Annotated in this window: 15 protein-coding genes; 10 read left to right on the top strand and 5 right to left on the bottom strand. The window is 62.6% G+C overall.

Features of this window, described 5'->3' with window-relative positions; genetic code table 11:
• Nucleotides 1–44: 44 nt before the first annotated feature.
• Nucleotides 45–1,157, bottom strand: coding sequence for a hypothetical protein (locus H5T74_06415; protein ID MBC7230007.1), 1,113 nt, complete (start codon nt 1,155–1,157; stop codon nt 45–47).
• Between the two features lie 939 nt (nt 1,158–2,096).
• Here H5T74_06415 and H5T74_06420 point away from each other — a divergent pair.
• From H5T74_06420 to H5T74_06455, 8 genes are all read left to right on the top strand, one after another.
• On the top strand, nt 2,097–3,287 hold the full coding sequence (locus tag H5T74_06420; protein ID MBC7230008.1) for a thiolase family protein: 1,191 nt from the start codon (nt 2,097–2,099) through the stop codon (nt 3,285–3,287).
• 27 nt (nt 3,288–3,314) lie between these two features.
• Nucleotides 3,315–5,348, top strand: coding sequence for an enoyl-CoA hydratase/isomerase family protein (locus tag H5T74_06425; GenBank protein MBC7230009.1), 2,034 nt, complete (start codon nt 3,315–3,317; stop codon nt 5,346–5,348).
• Between the two features lie 194 nt (nt 5,349–5,542).
• Complete coding sequence (locus H5T74_06430; GenBank protein ID MBC7230010.1) at nt 5,543–6,475, top strand: MBL fold metallo-hydrolase; 933 nt, start codon at nt 5,543–5,545, stop codon at nt 6,473–6,475.
• A gap of 120 nt (nt 6,476–6,595) precedes the next feature.
• Nucleotides 6,596–6,904, top strand: a complete 309-nt coding sequence (locus H5T74_06435) for a hypothetical protein (protein ID MBC7230011.1) — start codon at nt 6,596–6,598, stop codon at nt 6,902–6,904.
• 286 nt (nt 6,905–7,190) lie between these two features.
• Nucleotides 7,191–8,318: a hypothetical protein gene (locus H5T74_06440; protein MBC7230012.1), complete on the top strand. Its 1,128-nt coding sequence runs from the start codon at nt 7,191–7,193 to the stop codon at nt 8,316–8,318.
• A gap of 578 nt (nt 8,319–8,896) precedes the next feature.
• Entirely contained in the window at nt 8,897–9,487 is a 591-nt protein-coding gene (locus H5T74_06445; GenBank protein MBC7230013.1) for a hypothetical protein, read from the top strand.
• The gene (locus H5T74_06450; protein ID MBC7230014.1) at nt 9,475–10,698 is read left to right on the top strand and encodes a CoA transferase; all 1,224 of its coding nucleotides are present in this window, start codon (nt 9,475–9,477) and stop codon (nt 10,696–10,698) included. The genes H5T74_06445 and H5T74_06450 overlap by 13 nt, the downstream gene beginning before the upstream one ends.
• Before the next feature lie 23 nt (nt 10,699–10,721).
• Nucleotides 10,722–12,140, top strand: a complete 1,419-nt coding sequence (locus H5T74_06455) for an amino acid permease (protein ID MBC7230015.1) — start codon at nt 10,722–10,724, stop codon at nt 12,138–12,140.
• Nucleotides 12,141–12,235: 95 nt separating this feature from the next.
• Here H5T74_06455 and H5T74_06460 read toward each other — a convergent pair whose 3' ends face one another.
• Together H5T74_06460 and H5T74_06465 are read right to left on the bottom strand one after the other, a co-directional pair.
• Entirely contained in the window at nt 12,236–12,913 is a 678-nt protein-coding gene (locus tag H5T74_06460; protein MBC7230016.1) for a TetR/AcrR family transcriptional regulator, read from the bottom strand.
• Nucleotides 12,914–13,025: 112 nt separating this feature from the next.
• Nucleotides 13,026–15,215: an amylo-alpha-1,6-glucosidase gene (locus H5T74_06465; GenBank protein MBC7230017.1), complete on the bottom strand. Its 2,190-nt coding sequence runs from the start codon at nt 15,213–15,215 to the stop codon at nt 13,026–13,028.
• A 596-nt stretch (nt 15,216–15,811) separates the two neighbouring features.
• Here H5T74_06465 and H5T74_06470 point away from each other — a divergent pair.
• The gene (locus H5T74_06470; protein MBC7230018.1) at nt 15,812–16,879 is read left to right on the top strand and encodes a glycosyltransferase family 4 protein; all 1,068 of its coding nucleotides are present in this window, start codon (nt 15,812–15,814) and stop codon (nt 16,877–16,879) included.
• Nucleotides 16,880–17,032: 153 nt separating this feature from the next.
• Nucleotides 17,033–18,190 (top strand): FAD-dependent monooxygenase, encoded by a 1,158-nt coding sequence (locus H5T74_06475; GenBank protein MBC7230019.1) that lies wholly within the window; start codon nt 17,033–17,035, stop codon nt 18,188–18,190.
• Here H5T74_06475 and H5T74_06480 read toward each other — a convergent pair.
• Both H5T74_06480 and H5T74_06485 read right to left on the bottom strand, forming a co-directional pair.
• A complete protein-coding gene (locus H5T74_06480; GenBank protein ID MBC7230020.1) occupies nt 18,111–18,920 on the bottom strand; it encodes a hypothetical protein in 810 nt (269 codons plus the stop codon). The two genes, H5T74_06475 and H5T74_06480, sit on opposite strands and share 80 nt — an antisense overlap.
• A gap of 248 nt (nt 18,921–19,168) precedes the next feature.
• Nucleotides 19,169–20,233: a hypothetical protein gene (locus H5T74_06485; protein ID MBC7230021.1), complete on the bottom strand. Its 1,065-nt coding sequence runs from the start codon at nt 20,231–20,233 to the stop codon at nt 19,169–19,171.
• Between the last annotated feature and the right edge of the window lie 11 nt (nt 20,234–20,244).

Below are 20,244 nucleotides of genomic sequence, written 5' to 3' on the forward strand. Positions count from 1 at the left end.
CCAACCCGCCTTGCATCCAATAACCCATATATTGGTAATGATGGTCATGGACCTGCCCTCATCTTGAGAAAAGACGGCCTGTAGGGCCGCGGAACCGCGAGCTCGGGCCGGCCGCAGGGAGGCGCGTCCAGGTCTGGGCAGGTGGCGTGGCAATTGGCCGTGCACCCCGGGATGGGGGCGAGCTCCCCCGGGCCCACGCGGCGCGAAAAGGGCATGGCGAATGCTTCGCAGTGGGGAAGCCCCGGCGTGTCCGCCTCGTCCGCCGAAAGCTCTTGGCAGACGGCGTAGGTCATGCCCAGCTCACACGCGGCAGCGCGCATGGCGAGGTGGAAGTCCAGGCGCAGGGGATGGCGCAGCATGTAGCCGCCGGACGTGTAGGAGCGGTCGTAGGCATAATCCCGCGCCAGCGCCGCTGCACCGCGGGCGGACAGGCCTCGCGCCAGCTCGCGCAACCTAGCCAGGGTGGAGCGTGTGAGGCGCCCCGTGGAGCCGACCACGTGAGCGGCTCCGACGGAGGCGCAGTCCTTCAGCAGATCCCACGCCCGTTCCATCCACTCTTCGCCGTAGAGCGCCCGCCACAGGGGAGGGATTACCGGGTCCAGGCGCACCAGGGCGGGCAGGCCCCGCGACGCGGCCCAGCGCAGGGCGGCGAGCCTCTGCCCGTAGGCGGGCGCCTGTGGCGAGAGGATGTCCAGGACCTCCGGAGGCCCCTCGACGGTCACGGCGAGAAAGAACCGGCCCGGGCCCGGAAACCCCGGGACCTCCTCCAGGAAAGAGGGATCGCCCTTGGTGATGACGTGGAAGCTCGCCCCCCATGCCACCAACACGCCCACCAGCTCTTTCACCGCCCGCCGCAGCTGGGGCACCTCCTGGCAGGGGTCGGTGACGTTGGAGATGGAGATGGGAGGGCACAGTTCCAGCCGGGACAGCTCCCGCTCCACTACGGAGGCCAGGTTGGTATACACCACCATGCCTTCCTCATGGCGCCGGGAATAGACCGCGTCGCGCGCGTAGCAGTAAAGACACGCGTGCAGGCATTGCTCCTTCCCCGGGGGAGTGACGTTCACGATCCACTTGTGGTAGCACTTGCGCCCCTCCCCCCGGTAGGGGAAATCGTGCAGGGTGGGAGAGCGGCGCTCCCTCATGGTTATCTTCATGCCCTCATGATATCCCATGGGCTTGTGTCAAGGCCTGCCTCAGCCTCGGGCCGGGGGGCAGAGCCGGATCCTGGGTCGCGGGCGGGATCAGGGATGGCAGTCGTGGATTGACCGTACAGTGGACCTGGGATGTGAAATGGGTCGCCGGGGGAGTTCTCGCGGGAGGATGAAGGGATGTAGTGGCGAGCGGGCTTTAGGCTTTCGTTCACGGCCCCCGGGAGGTGGCCCGGACGGGTCCCTTGCGCGAGGGAAAATCATCAGTATGTGGCAAGCGGAAAAGGAATAATGCGGCGGGCCCCCTTGCGCAGGGGAAGGTCAGATGGCAGTGGCCCTCTCACGGACCGTTATCGGAAAGTCCCATTTGCACGGGGGAAGCTCGTAGCCAGGTAGAGCTCGCGCAAGCGGACGAAGGTGGTCTCCCTTGCCCGGGTGGAGACCGCAGATGAATCCAAAAACTGTCTCTATAAGAGCAGCGTCTCCCCTTGCGTGCGCGGGGGAGATGTGTTGTCCCGCCCGTCCAATTGTCAATTGTCTCCCCTTGCGCGCGCGGGGGAGATGATGCCCTGCACCAAGCCCACCAGCACCAGGTTTGTCTCCCCTTGCGCGCGCGGGGGAGATCGCTCATGGAGAAAAAGATAGACATTTGTGACACGGGCAAGCCCCATTGCGCGGGGGGGGAGAGCCGTTAATCTGCGATTTCGCACGGGCCGGGAGCTGACACACGGTTGCCTTCAAGCCGTCGCCGAACGTATAATTAACGTCGGACGGTAAGGGCGGAAGGAACGGTCACAGCAATGTTCGCAGCCGGTCTTCTCATAGTCTCAAGCGTTTCATCCCTCAAGGAAAAGCGGGGTTTCGCGCCCCTTCACATACAACCCGTTCCGAGATAACCCGGGCATCGCAAGATGCCGACCTTGGCGACTTGAAGGAGGGGAAGTTATGGCCAGGGAACTGCAGGAAGTCTATCTCATCGACGCCTGCCGCACCGCCTTCGGCAAAGCCCGGCCCGACGGCATCTTCGCTCAGACGCGCGCCGATGACATGGTGGTAAAGGTGATCCGCAGCCTGCTGGACCGCAACCCGGAGGTCCCCAAAGACAGGGTGGACGACAACGTGTGGGCGGCCTCCACACAGTGGGGCGACCAGGGCCTGACCATCGGACGCACCACCGCGTTGCTGGCGGGCCTGCCCGTCTCCACGCCGGGATGCGCCGTGGACCGCATGTGCGCGGGGGGCATGACCGCCATCTGCTTCGGCGCCTCCGAGATCCAGGTGGGCGCCGCGGACATCGTCATCGCCGGGGGCGTGGAGCACATGGGCAATCACCCCATGGGACAGGGCGCCGACCCCAACCCCCGCTTCTTGGCGGAGAAGCTGGTGGACCAGAGCGCGCTGAACATGGGCATGACCGCCGAGAACCTGCACGACATGTACCCTGACATCACCAAGGAGATGTGCGACGAGTACGCCGTGGTCTGCCAGCAGAAGGCCAAGAAGGCTCTGGACGAGGGCAAGTTCGAGAAGATCATCGTGCCCATGACGGTGTGGACGGGCAACGGCTGGAAGGTCGCGGACAGGGACGAGCAGCCGCGGCCGGACGCCACCCTGGAGGGCATGAAAGGCCTGCGCACCCCCTTCCGGGTCAAGGGCAGGGTCACCCCCGGCAACGCCTCCGGTCTCAACGACGGCGCCGCGGGAGCCATCCTGGCCTCGGAGAGGGCGGTCAAGGAATACGGCCTCAAGCCCAAGATGCGCCTGGTGCAGTACGCCTTCGCGGCGGTGAAGCCCGAGATCATGGGCCTGGGCCCCGTCCCCGCCACCCACAAGGTGCTGGAGAGGGCGGGCATGAAGTTCGAGGACTTGGACGTCATCGAGATCAACGAGGCCTTCGCGGTGCAGGTCATCGCCTTCATGAAGGAGTTCGGCATCGAGAAGTACGATGATCCGCGCCTCAACCCCTGGGGAGGGGCCATCGCCTTCGGGCATCCCCTTGCCTCTTCCGGAGGCCGCCTCATGGCCCAGCTCGCCTTTTACTTCGCGGAGCACCCCGAGGCGAAGTACGGCCTGGCCACCATGTGCGTGGGGCTGGGACAGGGCGGCTCGGTGGTCTGGGAGAACGTCCAGAGCTAGGATGAGGAGAAGGAAAGGAGGAAAGAGATGCCCGACGAGCTGGTAACCCAGTTTAAGGATACCTATTTCGAGTCGCCGGCGGGAAAGATCGCCATCGTCACCATGGACAACGGCGAGGACTACCGCAAGCCCAACAGCTTCGGGATGGGGGGCATGGCCAGCCTCAACGCCTGCCTGGATTGCGTGCTGGCTGAGCCCGACGTCAAGGCCATGATCCTCACCGGCAAGCCCTTTATCTTCGGGGCGGGGGCCGACCTCACCCAGGTGCCCCTGATCAAGACCCGCGAGCAGGCGCTGGAGATCGCCCGCACGGGACACGCCGCCTTCAAGCGCATCATGGACCTGCCCTTCCCCACCGTGGCGGCCGTCAACGGCGTGGCCCTGGGCGGGGGGCTGGAGATCGCCCTGGCATGCGATTACCGCACCGTATCCAGCGGCGTCACCGCCATCGGCTTCCCCGAGTGCTTCCTGGGGCTCATCCCGGGATGGGGCGGGACCACCTTGTTGCCCAAGCTCATCGGCCCCGAGAAGGCGCTGCAGATCATCATCCACAACGCCCTCAACAACAACCGAATGATCAACGGCAAGACCGCCTTCGAGCTGGGCATCGCCGACCGTATCTACGAGCCCGTGGACCTCATGGACAAGACCATCGCCTTCACCGTGGGCCTGCTCGAGGGCACGGAAGAGGTGGAGAGGCCGGAGCCCGACTGGTCCAACCTCGATGCCCTCGTCGAGCAGGCCAGGGCGGTGGCCGACTCCAAGGTGCATGGCAACTCCAAAGCCCCCTACATGGCCATCGACATCATCGCCAAGGCCAAAGACATCTCGGTGGATGAAGGGTTCGCCATGGAGGACGAGGCCCTGGCGGAGCTCATCCCCTCGCCCCAGATGCAAGCGGGGGCCTACGCCTTCGACCTCACCCAGCGCCGCGCCAAGAAGCCGGTGGGCGTGCCCGAGGGGGCTCCTCTGCCGGTGCGCAAGGTGGGCATCCTGGGAGCGGGGCTCATGGGCAGCCAGCTGGCGGTGCTCTTCCTGCGGCGCATGAGGATACCCGTGGTGATCAAGGACATCAAGCAGGAGTTCGTGGACAAGGGGATGGGCTACATCACCCAGGAGATCAGCCGCCAGGCCGAGAAGGGCCGCATCGACAAGGACAAGGTGGCGTGGCTGCTGAGCCTGGTGGAGCCCACCCTGGACTACAAGGACATGGCCGACTGCGACTTCGTCATCGAGGCGGTGCTGGAGGAGATGCCCATCAAGAAGCAGGTCTTCGGGGAGCTGGAGGAGCACGTCTCCGAGACCTGCATCCTGGCCACCAACACCTCCTCGCTGTCGGTGACGGAGATGGCCTCCGACCTCAAGCACCCTGGCCGGGTGGTGGGCTTCCACTTCTTCAACCCCGTGGCGGCCATGCCCCTGCTGGAGATCATCAAGGCGGAGAAGACCGACGACCCCACCCTCATCACCGCCTTCGACGTGGGAAAGAAGCTGGGGAAGCGCTGCGTGCTGTGCAAGGACGCCCCAGCCTTCATCGTCAACCGCCTCCTGCTGCGCTCCATGGTGGAGACGGTGAAGCTGGTGGACGAGGGCAACGACTTCAAGGAAGTGGACCAGGCGCTGTGGGCGCTGGGAACCCCCATGCCTCCCTTCGGGCTGCTGGCCTTGGTGGGACCGGCCATAGCCCTGCACACCAACGAGACCCTCGCCGCCGCCTTCCCGGACCGCTATACGGTGAGCGAGAACTTCAAGGAGCTGGTGGCGCGCAAGAAGCCCGGCGTGTACGGTCCCGACGGAGAGGTGGACCCGGAGGTGCGCGAGTTCTGGAAGCAGGCCGATCCTCCGAACAAGCTCAGCCCCCAGGAGATGCGCGACCGCGTGAGCGAGGCGCTGGCCGACGAGTGCTGGAGGATGCTGGAAGAGGGCGTGGTAGGGGCGCCGCAGGAGATCGACATCTGCATGATCTTCGGCGCCGGTTACCCCTTCTATATGGGCGGCCTGACCAGGTACCTGGACTACGCCGGATACTCCGAGAAGGTCAAAGGAAAGAAGTTCCAATAATGGGGTCACATCTTCGATCTTCGACGGTGTTTGAAAACCCGGCGAGTTCGCCTTGATCCCTGGCGACTGAAGACCAAAGATACAGATACGGTTCCCTTCAGCAGCCAGCTCAAGTATCCGGGGCCAAAGCAGACGGCGAATACCGCCGTGTCGTCGGGATTGCGCGGGCGCGCGGGATGAAATATCATTGAGGCATGTTGCCCGAAGGTATCTTCCTGCACCGGGACGAGGAGACCATCTGGCCGGCCTCGGCCAATACGCTCATGATCCGGGACGCCGACGGCGCGATCCTGGTGGACGTGGGCTGCGGAAAGGAGGAGGTGTACGCCCGGCTGAAGGGGTTTGTCTCCTCGCACGGCCTCTCCATGGGCGACGTGCACACCGTGGTGCTCACCCACGCCCACCCCGACCACATGGGCGCCATGCGCTACCTCCTGGAGGAGACATCGCCGCGGGTGTTCCTGCACCCGGTAGAGGTGCCCCTGGCGGCGGAGCCATCCCGCCTCAACGGGACCTTCGACATGGCCCTGCCGTTGCGCTACGGCATCAACCCCTTCAACCTGGAGAGGCCGGACATCCTGGAATACTTCAGCAACCTCTGTCCCATGGCACGTGCCGACGCCACCGATCTCATCGACCCCGACGGCGAGCTGGAGCTGGGACGGTTCAGGTTCCGGGTCATCGTCACCCCCGGCCACGCCAACGGCCTCGTTTCCCTCTTCGAGCCGGAGAGCGGCGCGCTCTTCACCGCAGACGCGGTGGGGGACGTGGTCGCCTGGTACTCGCCTTCCTCGGGCGGACTCACCGGCTTTCTGGAGGGGCTGGACCGCCTGGCGGCCGTCCCCGCGTCCTTCCTCGTCCCCTCACATGGGAAGACGAGCGGCGCGCCGGCGCGCGAGATCGCCAGGACCAGGGAACGCCTCCTGCGCCGCGAGGAGAAGATACTGGGGGAGCTGGCGGCGGGGCCGGTCCCCTTTCCCGAGCTGGCATCCCGCGTGTTCAGAAACCCCCTCATCGCCTTCTTCCCCGGACCCCAGATCCTCCAGTGCCACCTGGACAAGCTGGAGGCGGAGGGAAAGGTTAAGTGCCGGGGAGAGGAGGACGGCTGGCTGGTGGAAGCGCTGTGAATCACGGGCACGGCTCCACGGATGCGAGCGCATGAGGCGGGGTTAACAGGGCTCGGATGACAGGGATAGGAAAACTGGCGCGCACGGCCCTGGTGAATGAGTTTATAATCGGGGTGACCGGTGGCGGCGGAGCGCGAGGAAGGCGAGGTGGTGAACGCCTTTTTCATCTATTCCGAGGGACGCCCTGTCTTCACCGGCCTATGTTCCCTCATCCTCGGGGCCCTCATCGCCCTGCTCATGCTCATCTTCCAGAGCAGGGGCCTGGGAGGGGTGGCCATACTCTTCTCCATCTTCGCCCTGGGCATGGCCATCACCAACCTCACCACCATACTGCGCAGCGAGGGGATCTCCATGGGGGTGGGGACGGTCATCTTCATCGCCTTCTCTTTCCTGGGACTGGTGGGGGGAGGCATGGCTATGTCCGGCTGACGGAGGAGGCGGCCGGCGTCACCGTCGGAGGATACGGCCACGCAGGCATGGACGCACGGACATGGATCGGACAGGCCGGGTGACCCGCAGCGCAATCCGGGTTTCGAGCCGGCTTTGTTCCGGACCCCGGGCGGTCATGGCCCTGCCCTTACCGATACCATGGCAGGAAATGGTATTAAGTGAGCGGCATCCGGCACGATTAGACGCGGGATCTCGGCATCAGATGCCGCGGCCGGCCGGGGTTTGCCGCGGGGCGACGGAGAATCCGGACGATAAAGGAGATGTCTTGAGGCCCGAAAACGGCGAGATGGGATTGCGACGCAGGCCCGCGCGGCCCGGGTCCTCATTTCATGCCGCACTCCTCATGCTGGCGCTCCTGTCGCTGGCTTTAGCCCTCACCGGCGGCGGGCACGGGAGATCGCCGCACGCAGTGCTTTCCCTTCCTCTACTTGGCATAGCCGTGCTCACCAACGTGGAGGCGGGCAGGAACCGCTTCGGGCGCTACAAGCGCTACGGCATCCCGGAGATGGTGGGGAACCGGGGCCTGGTCATGGAGACGGAGACCATGGAGGAGATCGACGGCGCAGTGGAGCGCATGCTCGCCCGCGGTGAGCGCCTCCTGTGCCTCAACGGCGGGGACGGCACCGTGCAGCGGACCGTCACCCACATGGTGAACAAATACGGGGAGGGCTCCGACCGCATACCGGTGATCTTCCCCCTGCGCGGGGGAACCATGAACCTATTGGCGGACCACCTCGGCATCAAGGGCACGCCGCCCGAACTGCTGCGCCGCGCCCTGGACACCGAGCGCTCTCTTGACGAGCTGCCCTGCGTGGATGTTCCCACCCTGCGGGTGACTCGCCGCACGGGCGAGAGGGAGGAAAGGGTATACGGGTTCTTTTTCGGCAACGGCGCCCTCTACCGTTTTCACCGCGTCTATTACCGCGAGACCAAAGGGGGGCCGGTGGCCGCCGCCAAGCTCTTCGCCAAGTGCGCCTTCGGCGGCGCAACCCGCCGCACCCGCTACCGGGACGTCTTCGGCCTCACCCCGGCGCGGGTGGCCATCGACGACTTCGAGCTCCCGGCGGAAGAGGTGACGGTGGTGCTGGCGGTCGTCTTTCAGGTGGTGGTGATAACCTTCGACGCCTTCCGTGACGAGGGCGAGGGCGATTTCTACGTCATCGCCACCAGCGTCCCCATCTTCCGCCTCGCCCGCAGGCTGCACCGGCTGCTGTGGGCGAGGGGGAGCGAGCCCCCCTACCCCAGGGAGGAGTTCTTCAACCAGCGCGCCTCCCGCATCCGCATGGAATGTCGCGAGGGCTACAGCCTGGACGGGGAGGTCTTCGAGCTGGAGGAGCCCTACGCCCTCACCATCGAGCGCGGCCCCTCGATCAGGGTCCTGAACCCTGTATAGTGCCATGCCTCATAACCATTGGTCGCCCCGTCTGGATTAAAGTCCGCCGCCAGCTCAATTTACGTGGGCCAAGACAATACCTTAGCCTTAGGGTTTGCAATCGAGACCTCATGCCCTGCTCATATCGACAATCCGCTTTTGCCGTCTTTTTCCGGCGTTATTGGTCCTTTCGAGATGTTGACGCCATGAACCATCTATGCTTAAATATGGGTGACCGGTCACCCATATTCATGCATATGAGAGACATGAAAGGAAATCGGTCGATCATGGTGTTTCTCGGAGCGCGCTTCCGGTGTCCCGGATCTCGAGAAAAGAGTCCGGTTGGATCTCACGGCGTCGCTATTGTCGCCTGCCCATTCCAGTGAAGAGTCAGCTTGAGCGGCAGGCACAGAGAAAATGGAGGGCAAGTCCTTCGAACCGTGGGTACGGATGTTGGTCCGGTCGTCGGAGTCCTTGTCAGGTTTGCCTCGATGTGAGCGTTAGCGCATGAGTGATCCGTTTTCGCCGTTGCGATAACGGTCGATACCGAGATGTGGCAGAGTATTGGTTTCGCGAAGACTTGACAAAGGAGAGTGGTAATGGGAGACACAAAAGAGGGCAGGGTGACTTGGGAGGAATTGCGCCTCGAGTTACTCGGACTTCCTAAGGAAAAACTGGTCGATCTTATCGACATGTGGGTGAGGAACTACTGGACGAACCAGAATTACTGGATAGTCTTTACGGAGAGGGATTTCGGCGAGGAGGCCGCTGCGAGGCTTGACGGGGAGATCTGGGAAAGGACCGCACGCGCTCAAGCATATCGGTTAAAAAGGATCCTCGAGCTGGGGGATGACATACAGAGCCTTGCCACTATCCTGAAGTTTTCCGCTGCACAATGGGTCAACGCTGGCTTCAGGTGGGAATTCCTATGCGTCGAGGAAAAGCGTCTGGCATTCAGAGTCAATGAATGCCCCATGGGCAAATATAGAAAAGAGTTGAATCTACCGTTGTTTCCCTGCAAGATCGGCTCCCCGCCCCTGTATATCGCAATGGCCCATGCGGTCAACGAGGGTTTTGTCGTGAATTGTCTTCATGCTCACCCCGATCCCCCGAAGGAGAACGTCATGTGTGAATGGGAGTTCATCTTGCCGGATGGCGAGAGCGGGAGGTGTGCAAAATGTCCGAGTTAAAAAAACCTCTTGAAGGAGTAAGGATTCTCGATCTCACCTGGGTATACGCCGGGCCTTTCGCGACACTCGTGCTCAGCGACCTAGGGGCGGAAGTGATCAAATTGGAAGGGCCGCCGGTGGGCGACTATACGAGGGTCTTTCCCCCTATGAGGAACGGGTGGAGCGGGTATTACTACATGTTGAATCGCGGCAAAAAGTCCATAGCTTTGAACTTAAAAATGGAGGAAGGGAAAAAGATCTTCCTCGACCTGTGCAAGAGATTTGATGTGATCACGGAGAATTTCGTGGCCGGAACCATGGATAGGCTAGGCCTCGGATATGAAACCGTTAAAAAAGTGAACCCTTCCATGATTTACGCGGCTATAAGCGGGTTCGGTAGTTACGGCCCCTATTCCAAGATGCCCTGCGTCGATCCCGTCGCACAAGCTATGGGCGGGTTGATGAGCATGACGGGATACCCTGGGATGCCGCCACTCAAGACGGGACCCGCCGTCGCGGATTCGCTGACGGGACTATTCCTTGCCGTCGGCATCCTCGCAGCGCTGCGGAAAAGAGACGTCACGGGTCACGGGCAGAGGATCGAGGTCGCAATGATGGACGCCGTATTCTCGGTTCTCGAGGAGAGCGTGATAAGAGCGAGCATGACGGGCGATTCCCTACCCGCCAGGGGAAATACCGATCCCTTAGGGGCGCCTTGGGATGCTTTTCAGACCAGGGATGGTAAATGGGTGATGGTTTGTTGTGTCGGCAGTGACAAGTTCGACAGGATCTACCGGCATATCGGCAGGGACGACATAGCGGATAAATATAAGGGCGACTCGGAGCAAGCGATCGAGGCGAGATCACGCGACCTCGCTTACCTTAACTCCGCTTTCGCCGAGTGGGTGAAAACACAGGAATCATCAGCGTTGCTTGATTTCCTGCTCGAGATGAGTATCCCGTGTGGGATTGTAAAGGACGTTGTTGAACTACTCGACGATCCCCATCTTTATGCTCGTAGGATGATTCTCGAGCATGACCATCCAAGCCTGGGAAAAGTCAAGACTTTCAACCAGCCCATCAGGTTTCTCGATGATCGAGGTGTCGATGAAGCAGTAAAGCTGCACGACAAAGCCCTGGGCAATGACACCAAAGCCATCCTTGCGAAAGAGCTCGGCATCTCGGAAGAGGAGATAAGCAACCTCAGGGAAAAGGGCGTCGTCTGGGCCTGAAGGTCTCGAGAGGGAGGGGTTCGATGGAGGAAACAGCGCGCATAGACGGCCATCTCGCAAAAACGCTTTCCAGGTGGGAGCTGTTGGCCATCGGGTTGGGGGCGGTGATCGGATGGTCCTGGGTCATCTATTCGGGGATATGGAGCTCGGACGGGGGAACGCTCGGAGGCATCCTCGCTTTTGTGGCCTGCGGCCTGCTCTGCAGTTTTGTAGGCCTGGTATACGCCGAGCTCACATCCGCATTTCCTCGCGCTGGAGGGGAAGTCATTTTCGCTTTTGAGGGCATAGGTGAAAGGGCTGCCATTGCGGTGTCCTGGGGCATGATCCTTCTGTGGGGAGGACTGATAGTCATAGAAACATTGATGTTTCCCGTAATACTGGAAGGCTTTGGCATTAATGTCCCCAAGTTCGGCGAACTGTACAGCATAGGAGGCTCCCCTGTCTATTTGAGTTATCTGCTGGTTTCGTTGTTGGGCAACGCTGTTTTTGCATGCTTGAATTTCCGTGGTGCTAAGATATCAGGTGTCTTTCAGACATTCGCCGTTGCCGTGCTCCTGATTGCCGCCCTGTTCTTTGCGGGCAGCGGCGTCATCAAGGGCTCGCCTCAGAACGCCAAACCTCTCTTTGGAGAACTGGATGGGCTGGCCTTGGTGTTTCTCATGGTGCCCGGGTTTTTATCCGGTTTCAACGCCATACCGCAAGCATCCGAGGAAACGGCGGTGAGCAGCAGAAGCATGGGGAGACTGGTGGTCTACACCGTTTGGGGATCCGTCCTCTTCTACGTGCTCATAATCCTCGGTCTTGGCTTTGCTGCCGACCTCACGCTGAGGTCTGGCGAAGGGCTGGTGGTCCTGGATGCCATCGATCAGCTTTTCGGCGGTTCAGATGTCGCAAGGATTTTCGTCACCTTTGCAGCCTTGATGGGCATGCTGACGACGTGGAACGCGGCCTATATGGCCGGCAGCAGGCTCATCCTGGGACTTGCGCGCGCGAAGTTCATCCCGGAGAGGATAGCGGTGATACACCCGAAACACAGGACTCCCTCGCGCATCATCACCATGCTCTTCCTTTTCAGTACCGCCTTCTGTCTGCTCGGCACCAGCAAGGCCATCTATGTAGGGATTGTGAATATCTTTTCCCTGTTCCTGGTGGTGACTTGGATGTTGGTCTCGATATCTTTTCTCAGGCTGCGGTCGAGGAGGCCCGATCTGGAAAGGCCCTATCGAGTGCCTGCAGGGAAGTTTATAGGATGGGTGGCAACCATTTTTGCCGCTGCGTATATCCTGGTATATACGCCTATAAGCCCGGGCGGCCTGAGCTGGGGTGAATGGCTGGCTACAGGGGTTATCATCTTGGTGATGATCATCACTTATTTCGCTTGGAACGCCAGGAAAGGTTATCTTGCGCCCGAAGAAAGGAGGAGGAGGCTCACCGCGACATGATGTTCGATGCAGAAATGCATGGGATAGCTGATACTTGCCCGGGCTATCCGTATATATAACTGGAAGCTTTCGACCATATCCTGATCAGGATGGGATCAGGTATTTGCCGGGGGTTTCCCCCGGGCTTTTTTTGAAACGTTCTTTTTCGAAGAAGCCGGTTTCACCTCGCGATCCTGCCTCGCTTTCAAGCCATTGAGCATGACATCGGCTATCTTGGCGAAGACGAGCTCGACATCTCCGAGTTGTCTGAAGAGAGTGTCGTAGAAAGCAATGGTCAACTCGCTGAACCCGAGCAACATATATGAGGTTACGACGGGGTCGACATCACGGAACACACCCTCCTCAATGCACTTCTTAACCAGGTCCTCTACGAGCTGGTAATACTCCTGCAGGACCGAAGCCGCGGTACCTGCGAAATGACGGTTGTCGCCGAAAAACGAGGTGATCCAGAGCTGGGCCAGTTCTTTATGCCTGACTCCCAGGAGAACATCGAGTTTAAGCAGCTCGACGAGCGCTTCCAGGCTATCTCCTTCCGACTCGACTATTGCCTTCGCCTTTTCCATCCATGCGTCATTGCTTTCGCGCAGGGCCTGAATATAGAGGTCTTCTTTGTTCTTGAAATAGAGATATATGGTGCCCTTACCGATACCGCTCATTTCGGCGATGTGGTTGATGTTCGCTCTCTGGTAGCCTTTTTTTACGAATTCTTTGGCCGCCGTTTCGATTATCTTCTTCCTCTTCTTGTCTCTAGAATCGGATTTTATACCGGCCATCCCATCTCCTCTCCATCATGAAAGATTATACGACATACGACTTGTTGTGATGAGGCACGGGGCCATGCAATCGTGGGTAAGGCCGGCCAGTGTCGGCACATATCCCTCCTGCCTATTCCTCCATGACCACGCGCACGTCGCCCTGCTTGTCGATGACGCTGAAGACGGTGACCTCTTCCTCGCGGCGGAAGAGTAAAGACAGCCTAGCCTGACCTACGCGCAGGTTGCGCAGGGTGACCTTCTCCAGCCAGGGAGGGAGGCAGGGGTTGTTGACGTAGAGCACACCCTTGGCGGCGTCAGGGGAGAGCCCCAGCAGCGACTGCAGGATGAGGAATATGGCGCCGGATGCCCATGCCTGGGGGCTGCACGCCACGGGGTAGGGAACGGGTTCGGCGAAACGCCCCCGCCTGAAGCCGCAAAAGAGCTCCGGCAGGCGCAGGTCGTTCATGCTCACGGCGGCTCGATAGATCCCCTCCACCACCCCCAGGAGGGCGTCGCGCTCGCCGTAGCGCTTGACGCCCTTGAGGATGATGGCGTTGTCGTGCGGCCAGATGCTGCCGTTATGGTAACTTATGGGATTGTAGTAGAACTCGCGCGTGCTCAGGGTGCGGATGCCCCAGCCCGAGAACATGTCGTTGTCGGTGAGGCGCGCGATGACCCGGTGCGCACGCTCCGGCGCCGGCAGGCCGGTGAAGAGCAAGTGCCCCCCGTTGGAGGACACCGCGCGCACGGGCCTTTTCTCCCCGTCCAGCGCGATGACGTAGAACCCAAGCTCCTCGTCCCAGAAGAGCTCCTCCACGCGGCGGCGCAGCTCCTCCGCCTCCCCCACCAGCCGCTTCCCCTTCTCCAGATCACCCTGGAAGATGTAGAGTTCTCCCAGTCGGCGCTTGGCGTAATAGACGTATCCCTGGGTCTCCACCGTGGCCACGGGCGGGCAGGGGAGCCTACCCCCGGGCAGGAGAATGGAGTCCCCGGAATCTTTCCAGAACTGGTTGGTGAGACCCCTCTCGCTGCGGCGGCTGTATTCCACCAGGCCGTCGCCGTCCAGGTCTCCGTACTCGTCGATCCACCGCAGCGCCGCTTCCACGTTATCCTCCAGGGCGTTGAAGGTGTCCATGTCGTCGGTCCATTTCAGGTACTCGGTGAGCAGGAGGAGGAAAAGGGGCGTGGAATCAACGGAGCCGTAGTAGGGGGTATGGGGGATCTCCCCTCTCCGCGCCATCTCGCCCTGCCTGATCTCGTGCAGGATCTTACCCGGCTCCTCGTCCCGCCAGTCGTCCACCTCTCTGCCCTGGAAGGCGGCGAGGAAGTGGAGGCTGTCGCGCGCCAGGTCCGGCTTGAGCATGAGGGCCTCATAGCAGGTGATGAGGGCGTCTCGCCCGAAAGGCGCCGAGTACCACGGCACTCCCCCCACGATGATATCCCCGTAGCGGGTGCGGGTGTGCAGGGCCCTGAGATCGCGCACGCTGCGCTGGATGATGAGGTCGAAGACGTTATTGTCGGTATCGATGCGGGTGGCCGGCTCCACCCATTCCTCGTAGGAACGGCGGAGATCGGCGCGGGCTTCGCTGAAACCGACCAGCTCCTTTTCCTCCCCTTCCTCCAGGGGGATCACGTGAAGCTCGAGGAGCTCCAACTCGTACTGGTTGAGGAGGAAATGGAAGGTCACCTCTACCCCCGCCCGTCCCAGCCGCCATCCGTCGGGCCGGCGCGAGAAGACGATGCGCGTGCTGCGCCGCATGCGGTCGGTGCCGGTGTAGGAGAGCACGAAGGCGCCGTTCTCCACCCGGGGGCGGTGCAGGCGGCCGCGTTTCTCCCGGCGCATGCCGCGCACCTCGAAGATGTCCGCGAAGTCGGAGGTGAAGGCGAGGCTGAAGCTGAGGTGCACGGGGGCTATATGATAGTTGCGGATATAGAGCCGTTCGATGAGCCCGTTGCGGATGAGCCGGCTGCGCCGGATGCTCACGGAGTCCTGCGGGATCACCGCCTCGCCGTCGGAGATGATGTCGGGGTTGGAGAGGTGGATGTTGGCCATATACCCGCGCTCCACGGAGGAGGAGAGGAACAGCGGGGGCATGCCCTCCACCCGCGTCTCCAGGCTGGAGAGGAAACGGGTGTCGCGGTAATAGAGGCCCAGTCCGGCCCGGTTGCCGTGGGACATGTCCCCGTTCTCATAGGTGTAGAGGAAGTACTCTCCCTCCTTGATGATCAGGGACTGCCGGGGCACCTCGCTGACGATGAAGGGTAACCCGCCGCTGCTCTCGAGACACAGGGAACCTTCACCCGGGACCATCTCCTCCATCACCTGCCTCGAGCAAGTGGCCCGCATGGTGTCGCCGCTCGCGACCCTCCCGGGACCATCTCCTTCATAACCCGCCGTAACCCCCCTGCGCGGGCGGGAGGACCGGTACAACGAACTCTGCCCCCGCTCCCGCAGTAACATCCATAACCTGTCGTCACACTCCTAGCGGGACTCCCGCCCCCGAAGAATACGCGATATCTACAGGGATACACAGAACGCGGCCGCGGTCAAGGTGGTCTGCCCGGCCCGGAGCCCTCTCTTTCCACGGCACGATAACGCCATCATTCCCGGTTTTTCGCACCGGCAAACCCCGCCCTTTCCCCGTCTGGGAACTTGGGAGGACTCCTCGCCGTCGGAGTTTAACGAAAGCGTCCCGTGGAAAGAATGGTATTTGAACGGGATTCAATCGGGTTCTCCGAGAGCTTCCAGGTTACAAACGCGGCGGTGCCGTTTCTATGGATTCCGATGATGCCCGTGGAATCGGGAAACGGATAGGGAAACGGAATCCGGAAACGGAATGACGATGGGGTAACCATGTTGGCGGAAGTGAGTTTACCTGATGGGCATATAGAACGCGTAAAAGGAGGTCGATCGGATTGCGTATCGCCATGGTGGCGCCGGTATGGATACCCATCCCCCCCGATGGATACGGGGGGATAGAGAGAGTGCTCAAGCTGCTGGTCGACGAACTGGTGGATCGGGGCGAGGAGGTGACCCTTTTCGCGGCGGGCGATTGCAGGACCCGCGCCCGGCAGCGCATCGTGCTCGAACATGCTCCCACGCAGCATATGGGCGAGACCCTTTTCGACGCCCTCCACGTGGGGCAGGCCTACCGGGAGATCAGCGCCGGCGGTTTCGACATCGTCCACGACCATTCCGGCTTCCTGGGCCCGGCCTTCGCCGGCCTGCTGCCGCTGCCCGTGGTCCATACCCTCCACGGGCCCTTCACCCGCGACACGCGGCTCTTTTACGAGAACTTCAAGAACGACTGCTGGTACGTGGCCATCAGCCGCAAGCAGATGGACGGGTGCCCGGGCCTGAACTACTTGGGAGTGGTGCCCAACGGGGTGGACGTCGAGGAGTACCGCCTCCAGGGGGAGAAGGATGACTACCTGGTCTGCGTGAGCCGCATATGCGAAGCCAAGGGTACGGAGAACGCCGTGCGCCTGGCCCTTAAGACGGGCCACCGCATCCTCCTGGCGGGAAAGATCGACCCCGGGGCGGACCGGGAATATTTCGAGACGCGCGTGAAGCCGCTCCTGGACGGCGAGCGCGCCGTCTACCTGGGGGAGGTGTCCCAGGAGGAGAAGGTGCGGCTGGTATCGCGAGCCCGCGCCTTCATCTTCCCCATCCAGTGGGAGGAGCCCTTCGGCCTGGTGATGGCCGAAGCCCTGGCGTGCGGTACGCCGGTGCTGGCCACGCGCTGGGGGGCGGTGCCCGAGGTGGTGGAACACGGGGTGACCGGGTTCCTCGCCGATACCCCCGAGGAGCTAGAGCCCTACCTGGAACGTATTGACGAGATAGACCCGGCGGCCTGCCGGCGCGCGGCGGAGGAGCGCTTCAGCCCGCGCGCCATGGCCGACAGCTATCTCGAGATATACCGCAAAGCCCTGGAGGCGGAGGCCCTAATGGGGTCAGATCTTCGATCTTCGATCATGACATGACCGAATGTCTTCCCCCGGCCTCCCTCCATCAAAGATCGAAGATGCGACCCCAAAGCTCACCTGGTATGGTGAAAAGGAACGGGGCCCGGTCCCGGTGGAGGTAGAGCGGCGTGGGGACCGGGCACAGGGAATGCTGGGCAAGGGAGGAAGGTCTTGCACTACGACGCGATGGTCATCGGGGCGGGTCCAGCCGGCTGCATGGCGGCCCGCACCTTGACGCGGGCGGGCTTTAAGGTGCTGCTGCTGGAGAAGGAGAGGATACCCAGGGACAAGGCCTGCGGTGGGTTCCTGCCCCCCGGCGCGGTTCGGATGGTGGAGGAATCCTTCGGCCCCATACCCGCCGACTGCCTAGCGCAGGATCCGGAGATGCTGGGTGCCCGCCTGCTGTGCGAGGGAGGAGGGGAATACGAGCTGCCTTTCCCCTCTCCCGGGCTCGCGGTGGACCGCCGCCGTTTCGACGCCTTTCTGGCCGAGGAGTGCGGCGCCGAGCTCAGGGATGGCAGGGAGGTCGAGGAGTTCACCGCCCTGCGGTTCAACGTGCACCTGGTGGCCGTGGGGGAGGAGGGGCGCGAGGAACTGTCGTCCACCTACCTGGTGGCGGCGGACGGCGCCGATTCCCTTTCCCTGCGCCTGCTGCGTCCGGAGTTTCACCGCCTGTACGCCGTCCCCGCCCTGGGGTACGGCATGCTGGTGAGCGGCGAGGGGGATCTGGACTGGGACCCGCGCTGGATGGGGCTGGCCTTGCTGCGCAGGGGCAGCGGCCTGGCACGCTTCTTCAGGCGCGGCGACCTGGTGGTGTTGGCGGTGAACATCATGCCTGGCAGGGAATGGAAAGTGGAGCTGGACCGACTCATGGTCTTCCTGCGCGAGCGGGTGGGCCTGCGTATGGAGGGGGAGATGGTGCGCAGGACGGCGGCCTCCAACCGTATGGGGTCGGCGGGCCACTACAACCTGGGCGCGGGATGCGCGTTGCTGGCGGGGGAGGCGGCCGGGCTGCTGGATCCCTGGGGGTTCGGCATCAGGCTGGCCCTGGAGAGCGGCCGTGTGGCGGCGGAATCCCTGGTGGAGAGCGCGGGGGAGCGCATCACTCCCCACGTGCGCTACCGCTACCGCATGCGGGGGATCCTGGAGAGGGAGGCCGGCCAGCGCAAGAAACTAGGCGGGCTGGTTGGCGAACTCGACACCTCCTCCCTCTCCTCAGGGAAGAACGCCCGCCGCGATTTTAATGGGGTCAGATCTTCGATCTTCGGTCACGACAGAACCCAGCGCCTTTCCCTTGCATCCCGACTCCATCGAAGATCGAAGATGTGACCCCACCTAGCTGGTCGGGGCCCCTGGTCACCAACGTCCAGATCGCTCCCGCGACACTCTTGAGGGCCTGCATGGCCAGCTTTTCCCGCAGCCCCGGCACCTCGAGGCGTGGGGGGAATTCTCCCGGCGTGGCCTGCGGGGAAGGCTTGCTCGCCTCGCGGCGTGCGAGGGGCAGCTCGATCACCGCCCGGCAACAGGGGTCGCCTCGCGAAAGCAGCTCGGTTATCTCCGGAATCTTGAGGTCTGGGTTGAGCGCGGAGAAAGTCCCCGCCTCCATGGCCACCATGAGCTCGGAGCAGACCTCGGGGCAGCGCTCGAGCTCCCGCGCGGCGGGACAGTAGCGCTCCTCCTTCACCGCGCGCCCCCGGGTCTCCTCGGTCCAGATCCCCCTCACCCCCACCAGCCCGTCCTCGTAGTCGAGTACGCGCCCCAGGCTGCGCGCGTCGTAGGGATCGATATCCAGGGCCTCGCGCAGGATGGGCGCACGGTCCTCGCCGATACGGTAGAAGACGTACTGCAGGGCACGCACCCCGCGTTCCCCAAAGCGGGCGTGGAGCTCGGGCAGCAGCCACGCCAGGCTGCGCATGGTGATGCGCATGGGCACCTCGCGGTGCCAGGAGGGATCCAGGAGTTCCGCGGGCTTCGGATGCAGGGACCAAGCCGCCGCCCCGTAAGCGACCATGCCGAGGACCACAGCCCTTTTGACTTTCCTGTACACTCCCATCTCCATCTCCCTCCCCTTACGGCAGGCCCCAACCACCTCCTGTAGGGATTATAACCGGGTGGGGTCGTATCTTCGATCTTCAATCATGATATTCCGGCAATAGGAGTAATAGAGGTCACTTATCCAATCTTCGAATACATACGACAGAGTGTTTACCCCAGGCCTCTCGACGCAATCGAAGATGAAAGATACGAACCCGCGCTACCGCTTTCCACACAAGTCGAAGTCTGTGGAGACAACCCCTCCCGGTCGCCTCAGCTCAAGGGGCGGTTGACGTCTATCTCCACCACCTCGCCGCTGCCCGCGCGCACGGCGAAGACGATTCCCTTGGAATTATATTCCATAATGGTCATCTCCTCGCCCTGGTGGCTGACGGTGCTCTGCCTCTCAGGGCTTCCGAACTCCTTTATCACGTCGTTCGAGGAGGACCCTATGCCCACCCCCTTGGGGGTCTTTCCCTGGTAGGGGCTGCGCACGCTGATGGAGACCACGGTGTCGAATTCGCCCAGCGCCTCGTTCTTGTCCTGGTCCTCGAGGTAGAGGTTGAGCTTCCAGGTGCCGTAACCCCCCGTGTAGGTGGCGAAGACGTACCCCTCGGTGGTGAAGCCGGAGCTGTCGGGAGACCCATATAGCTCTTTGGCCGCCCTGAAATCGTCGCCCACGTTGATCCCCGCCGCCGTCTGCCCGGGCACGATGGGGGCGGAGGCGTAGGACCCGAAGACCCCGCCGGCCTTGCCGCCGTCCTGTCCCCCGCTCTCCGCCGGACGCAGGCCCCCGTAGGAGGTCACCAGCACGGTGATCACCCCCTCCTCGGGCGAGGCGAGGAACTCCACCCCCCTCTGCAGGTAAGAATAAAGTTCCAGGACCTTCCCCTCAGGGCCACGCGAGGAGGTCACGCTCTCGGCTTTGCCGAACTCCCCCTCGATGTCCTGGGGCGTACTCCCGATCCCCATCCCGCCCGCGGTCCTGCCGTAGTAAGGGGCGGACACCTCCACCCCGCCCACCTCGTCCTCCGCGTCGAGGTAGCCGTTGCCGTTGTCGTAAAGGGTCACCACCAGCCGCCAAGAGGCGGGATCATCTATATGCCCGCCTTCCCGGGTGCGGCCGTAATAGGCATAGAGGTAGCCGCCTTCCTTGCGCTTATCGTCGGGGTCGCCGTGCACGTCCTGGACGGAAGAGAAGCTGGCGCCGATCTCTATCTCCGCCAGGGAATATCCCGGCACTATGGGGTCGCGTTCCCAGGACGCGAGGTCCTGCCCCCCCTTCCCGCACGCCGCCGCGGAGAGAGCAAGAGCGACGGCCAAAAGCGTCACGGCCAACGTCCGTGATC

Source organism: Actinomycetota bacterium, assembly GCA_014360645.1.
Lineage (GTDB): Bacteria > Actinomycetota > Geothermincolia > Geothermincolales > RBG-13-55-18 > Solincola_B.